The sequence below is a fragment of the Pseudoxanthomonas japonensis genome (assembly GCF_010093445.1).
Lineage (GTDB): Bacteria > Pseudomonadota > Gammaproteobacteria > Xanthomonadales > Xanthomonadaceae > Pseudoxanthomonas_A > Pseudoxanthomonas_A japonensis.
Genome location: NZ_PDWW01000048.1, coordinates 1 through 3356, shown reverse-complemented (window position 1 = coordinate 3356; position 3356 = coordinate 1). Strand labels below are relative to the sequence as shown.

The following is a 3356-nucleotide window of genomic DNA, read 5'->3' as shown; positions in this document are numbered from 1 at the left end:
ACACCCATGCCGGTGGCGTTGAACGTGAGCGCTCTGCGCGACGAACATGGCGTGGCTTCCGGCTTCCTGGTGATGGCGTCGGACCTCACCGAGCAGAAGCGGCGCGATGCGGAGCTGCACCAGGCGATCAGCGCCGCCGAGCACGCCAACCGGTCCAAGAGCGATTTCCTGGCCAACATGAGCCACGAGATCCGCACGCCCATGAACGCCATCCTGGGCATGCTGTACCTGCTGGACCGCGTAGACCTGCCTGCCGTGGCGCAGGACATGGTCCGGAAGATCAACCTAGCCGCGCGGTCGCTGCTGAGCATCATCAACGACGTGCTCGATTTCTCGAAGATCGAAGCCGGCCGCATCGAGGTGGAGGAGGCCCCGTTCGATCTGGCCGAAGTCCTCGACAACGTGGCCACGTTGATGGGCTCGGCGGTGGAGACGCGCACGGTGGAAATGCTCGTGTCGCCCGCGCCGGAGGATGCGCGCCACCTGCGCGGCGACGCGCTGCGCTTGGGCCAGGTGCTGGTCAACCTGGTCAGCAATGCCATCAAGTTCACAGAGCGCGGCGAAGTCTCGCTCCGGGTCGAGCGCCTGTCCGCGGACGACCCTGGCACCGCGCGGTTGTGCTTCGTGGTGAGCGACACCGGCATCGGCATTCCCATGGAGAAACAGGCGATGATCTTCTCGCCGTTCTCGCAGGTCGACTCGTCGACCACGCGCCGCTTCGGCGGCACCGGGCTGGGTCTGAGCATCTGCAACCGGCTGGTGACGCTGATGGGCGGCACGCTGCAGGTGGACAGTACCCCGGGCCAAGGCAGCACGTTCCGCTTCGACCTCGTGTTTCCGCTCGCCGAGGCGCCCGAGGAGACCACGCCCCAACGTGGCCCCTGGCATGTGCTGGTGGTGGACGACCACGACATCGCGCGCGAACACCTGAGCCGGGTCGTGCGCGGATTCGGATGGATCGCCGAAGAGGCCGCGTCCGGGACCGGGGCGATCGCACGCGTCGCCGACGCCGACGGCGTGCCCTGCGACGTGGTGCTGATGGACTGGCAGATGCCGGGCGTGGACGGGTTGAGTGCGGCCGCCGACATCCGTCGGCGCCTCGGTACCTCGCAGCAACCCATCATCATCATGGTCACCGCGTTCGAACGGAAGCTGGTCGACCATGAGCCGCATCGGCATGCGGTGGACGCGGTGCTGACCAAGCCGGTGACGGCGTCGGTGCTCTACAACGCCATCAACGAAGTGCTCGCGCGCCGCGACCCCGGCCTGTTGAGCCGTCGCGCGGCGCCCCGATCAGGCCACCGCCTCGCGGGTTACCACCTGTTGGTCGTGGACGACAGCGAGATCAACCGGGAAGTCGCACAACGCATCCTCGAGGGCGAGGGTGCGTCGGTCGCGCAGGCCAGCGACGGCCTGGAAGCCCTGGAGTTGCTCGGCGCGACGCCGCAGCGGTTCGATGCGGTCCTGATGGACGTGCAGATGCCGGTGATGGATGGCTACGAGGCCACGCGTCGCATCCGCGCCCTGCCCGCGCTCGCCCACCTGCCCGTAATCGCGTTGACGGCCGGCGCCTTCAAGCCCCAGCAGGATGCCGCGCTGGCGGCCGGCATGAATGCGTTCGTGGCCAAGCCCTTCGAGGTGCCCGACCTGGTTGCCGCCATCACGCGCCTCGCGCCCCTCCCGGCTTCCCCACCCTCCGAACCGCCGACCCCCGCGGACGCTCACGACGCAACTCCCACGATCGCCGCGCCGGAGAACATCGACCCGCAACTGCTCGATGTGCAGCGAGGCCTGGCATATTGGCGCGACGAGGTGCCCTACAAGCGCTACCTGGCGCAATTCGCGCGACGGTACGGCAACCTCGTGGAGACGCTTGAACTGTCCCTGCGCCGGCACGAAACGATGCAGGCATGCGCCGACGTGCACCGCATGCGCGGCGCCGCGGCTTCGCTCGCAATGAGCAGCCTGGTGGCCATCAGCGCCGACATCGAGGAACACCTCAGGCAGGGCGAAGACGTGGCCGACCTCCTGCCGAGCCTGCGAGTGACGTTGGACGAGACGCTGCAGGACGTGGCGCAGTACGTGGGATCGGGCGCTGCCCCCGAAGCTCCGACCGCCAGCCAGATCGATGACCCGATCATCGCGCTCAAAGCCCTGCTCGCCGCGCTGGACAGCGACGATGCCGACATGATCGAGGGGGCGTTTGGCCGCATCTCCGCCGGGGTCCTGCCCGGCGACGCGCGCGATCGGTTGGCGCTGCGCATCGAGGAATTCGACTACCGCGCCGCGGAAGCCGAAGCCAAAGTCCTGTTGCACGACCTAGACGCCCGCGTCCCGGACCCGCCCCCGGGCGTCGACGAGGAGTGAACGCATGCCGCACGGACCGATCCTCTGCGTCGACGACGAGCCCAACAATCTGGCGCTGTTCCGCCAGATCCTCGGCGACGATCATCGCCTGGTCTTCGCGCGCGACGGCGAGCAGGCGCTGCGTGCGGCCGAGAAACATGCGCCGAGCCTGGTCTTGCTGGACGTAGAGATGCCGGGGATGGATGGCTATGAAGTGGCCTGGGCACTGAAGGCGCATCCATCCACCGAGCACATTCCCATCATCTTCGTCACGGCGCTGGATCGCGAAGTGGACGAGCGCACCGGGTTCGCCTGCGGCGGTGTGGACTACATCACCAAGCCCGTTTCGCCCTTCATTCTGCGCGCTCGCGTCAACACGCACCTTTCACTGGTAAGGGCATCCGCGCTCAGCAAGAGCTACCAGGATGCCATCCAGATGCTCAGCGTGGCGGGGCACTACAACGACTCCGACACCGGCGCGCATATCTGGCGCATGGCGGCCTACGCGCGCGTCTTGGCCGAGGCATTGGGCTGGGACACGGGCCGCGCAAAACTGCTCGAACAGGCCGCGCCCATGCACGACACCGGCAAGATCGGCATCCCGGACGCCATCCTGAAAAAGCCCGGGAAGCTCAACCCGCGCGAATGGGACGTGATGCAGCGCCATACGCTGATCGGGCATGAAATCCTGAGCCGCAGCCACGCACCACTGTTTGAACTGGCGGCGGAAGTCGCGCTCAACCACCACGAGCGCTGGGACGGGACCGGCTACCCCCATGCACTCGCCGGCGAGAGCATCCCGGAGTCGGCCCGCATCGTGGCCATCGCGGACGTCTTTGATGCGCTGGCCAGCCGTCGTCCCTACAAAGACGCGTGGCCCGTCGACGTGGTGATCGCCAAGATCAAGGAAGGACGGGGGACGCATTTCGACCCGACCATAGTCGATGCGTTCGTAACGTGCCTGCCAAGAATGCTCGAAGTCAAAACCTACTGGGATCAGCAGGAGGCCG

At 67.2% G+C, this 3356-nt stretch carries 2 protein-coding genes; both read left to right on the top strand.

The genetic code is table 11. The annotated features are described in order from the left end of the window. On the top strand, positions 1-2367 hold a 2367-nt coding region (locus tag CSC78_RS18660), incomplete at its 5' end, for a response regulator (RefSeq protein WP_238391347.1). A gap of 4 nt (positions 2368-2371) precedes the next feature. Then, on the top strand, positions 2372-3356 hold a 985-nt coding region (locus tag CSC78_RS18655), incomplete at its 3' end, for an HD-GYP domain-containing protein (RefSeq protein ID WP_162339371.1).